This is a genomic window from Candidatus Methylomirabilota bacterium, from assembly GCA_036005065.1.
GTDB lineage: Bacteria > Methylomirabilota > Methylomirabilia > Rokubacteriales > DASRDR01 > DASYQW01.
Window position 1 is genome coordinate 1 of sequence record DASYQW010000076.1, and the last position, 2,549, is coordinate 2,549.

Here is a 2,549-nt window from a genome sequence, read left to right on the forward strand (position 1 = left end):
CTACTCGGGAGCCTGGTCGAGGCCTCGCTGGATCGCGTAGCGCATCAGCTCGTAGCGCTTGCGAAGCTGGAGCTTCGTGAGGATGTTCTGGACGTGGTTCTGGACGGTCTTGACCGAGATGAACAGCTTCTCGGCGATCTCGCGGTAGGTGTAGCCCTTCGCCACGAGCTTCAGGACCTCGTTCTCGCGTGGGGTGAGGCCCGGGACGCCCGGGTCGGGGGCCGCGACCCGGCGGAACTCGGACAGGACCATCCCGGCCAGCGACGGGGTGAACACCGGCTCTCCGTCGCGAACGCGCCGGACCGCGTCCACGATCTCGCCGGCCGTCGAGCCCTTGAGCAGATAGCCCGTCGCGCCGACCTTCACGGCCTCGAGGACGTCGGGCTCCTCCCCTGAGGCCGACAGCACGACGACCTTGACGTGCGGTGATTCCTCCACGATGGCACGGATCGCCTCCACGCCCGGGACGGTGGGGAGCTGGAGGTCCATCAGGATGACCTCCGGCATCGATCCGCGGGCTCGCTCGATCGCCTCGCCCCCATCGGAGGCCTCGGCGACCACCGTGGCGACGCCGGAGGATTCCAGATCGTTGCGGATCCCGTCGCGCCAGACGGGATGGTCATCCACCACCATGACCCGGATCGGTTCCGCGGGCGGTGGCTCGTCCCCCGTCATGCCGTCTTGCCCTTCGTCGCTCATGGTGGTCCCCCGTCGCCCGCACGATCGGGCCCGAGTCCGGGCTCGGGGATCAGGAACTCCACCTCGGTCCCCGATCCGGGGGCGGATCGAACGATCATCCGCCCGCCCAGGTCCTCGATCCGGCCCTTCATGCTCTCAAGGAGGCCGAACTTCCCCCGGCTCCGGAGACCGTCCTCCTCGTACACGAACCCGACGCCGTCGTCTCGCACGCTGACGACCAGGCCCTGCTCCCCCTCCTCGGCGAACACGACAGCATGGGTGGCCGCCGCGTGCTGGACCACGTTCTCGAGCGCCTGGCGGACCGCCGCCGTCAGCTCGTCGATCTCGTGCTCGGGGAGCCAGATCGGCCCGAGCGCGGTCACCGTCACCGGCACCTCCCCGACGGCTCTCGCGTCGGCGTCGAGGGCGTCACGGAGGGAGGCCCGTTCCTTCGGGGGCTCCTCGGGCTCGTGCTGGATGAGGGCTCGCAACGCCCGCTCCTGCGCCGCCGCCATGTCGGCCAGGCGCAGGACCTCCGGGCCCGGCACCGAGGCCTCCGCGCCGAGCTCGCGGCCCCGCTTGTTGACCCACGCGAGCGCCTGAAGCACCGAGTCATGGATCTTGCGCCCCATCGTGGCGTGCTCGGACAGTCGGGCCACGCGTTCCCGTTCCCTCAGGACCTCCTCCTGTGCCCGGCGGAGCTCCTCCGAGGCACGGCCCAGGGTCCGAGCGATGAGCCCCATCGCGCCCCCGGCGGCGATGTAGTACACGACCCCGTTTCCGAGACCCTCGATCTGGGCGCCGGTTGCGTCGGCGAGGGAGACGCCGTTGATGACGCGGCTGAGCGCGAGCGCGACGGAAAGCGCGAAGCCGGCGGCGAGCCCCGGACCGACCCCGCGCGCCGCGCCCCAGGTGAGGGCCGCGCAGACCGGGTAGGCGGTGGCGAAGAAGGGATGGCCGCCGACCGTGTATCCCTCGCGCATCACGATGCCCGACACGAGGAGGAGACCCATGCACACGCCGAGGTCCAGCCACCGGGTCAACGGGCGGTCCCATCCGGGAGTCACCGAGAGCCAGAGCGTCCAGAGGCCGGTCGCACCGAGGATCAGCCACGCGACCGCCGGCCGGCGGAACTCCTCCGCGGCGCCGATCGCCAAGATCACCATCCAGACGAAGGCCGCCCAGCGATACGCGAGGATGCCCAACCACAGGCCCCGCCGGCCGGGCTGCGGCGGGAGCGGCGGGCGTTCCTCGGACGATGTGGCCACCAGCGCCGGCCTCCCGGCCTCCCGGCCTCCCGGCCTCCCGGCCTCCCGGCCGAGCCTAGCGAGCCCTCACCGGGGTGGTCAACGGCCGACGGTGGAGACTCCGGACGGCAACATCTACGGGGTCATCGAAAGGCGGGTCTACAGGCCCCCCCTGAGCGCGTCGTCGACCGCTCACGACGGCTGGTCGTTGATCCGAACCTGGATCTCTTCCTCCGGCCGACGCTCTTCCTGCTTGACATAGGCCGTCAGGGCTCGCCGATCGGCGTCCGTGAGCGGCGGCTGAACGATGGCACGCGGCCAGAGACGTCGCTTCTTGACCACGTTCATCTCGGCCGCCAGGAGCGTCACCTGCGCCCCGAGATAGATCCACGCGAGGAGCCCGATCACCGTCGCGAACGTGCCGTACGTCTCGCTTGCCCCCTGCAGCTGATGGCTGACGAAGTAGCCACCGAGGGCCTGGAGCGCGGTCCACGCGGCGGCGGCGACGATGGCGCCCGGGCGTACGTCTGCCCAGTCGACGTCCTCCGTCGTGAGGATCCGGAAGGCCAGCATGAACAGGATGAAGTTCAACAGCAGCGAGATCGCAACCCCCAAGATGCCGAA

The 2,549-nt window shown here is 70.5% G+C and carries 3 protein-coding genes; all 3 read right to left on the reverse strand.

The features are described from left to right. Positions 1-699 (reverse strand): response regulator transcription factor, encoded by a 699-nt coding sequence (locus tag VGW35_05930; GenBank protein HEV8307188.1) that lies wholly within the window; start codon positions 697-699, stop codon positions 1-3. Further along, a complete protein-coding gene (locus tag VGW35_05935; GenBank protein ID HEV8307189.1) occupies positions 696-1,946 on the reverse strand; it encodes an ATP-binding protein in 1,251 nt (416 codons plus the stop codon). The genes VGW35_05930 and VGW35_05935 overlap by 4 nt, the downstream gene beginning before the upstream one ends. A 171-nt stretch (positions 1,947-2,117) precedes the next feature. Continuing rightward, the coding region (locus tag VGW35_05940; protein HEV8307190.1) for a YhjD/YihY/BrkB family envelope integrity protein at positions 2,118-2,549 on the reverse strand (432 nt) is incomplete at its 5' end.

Bases quoted from the DNA above. Each gene is read 5' to 3' on its own strand.
- VGW35_05930 (HEV8307188.1), bottom strand. From the start codon at position 699: ATGAGCGACGAAGGGCAAGACGGCATGACGGGGGACGAGCCACCGCCC.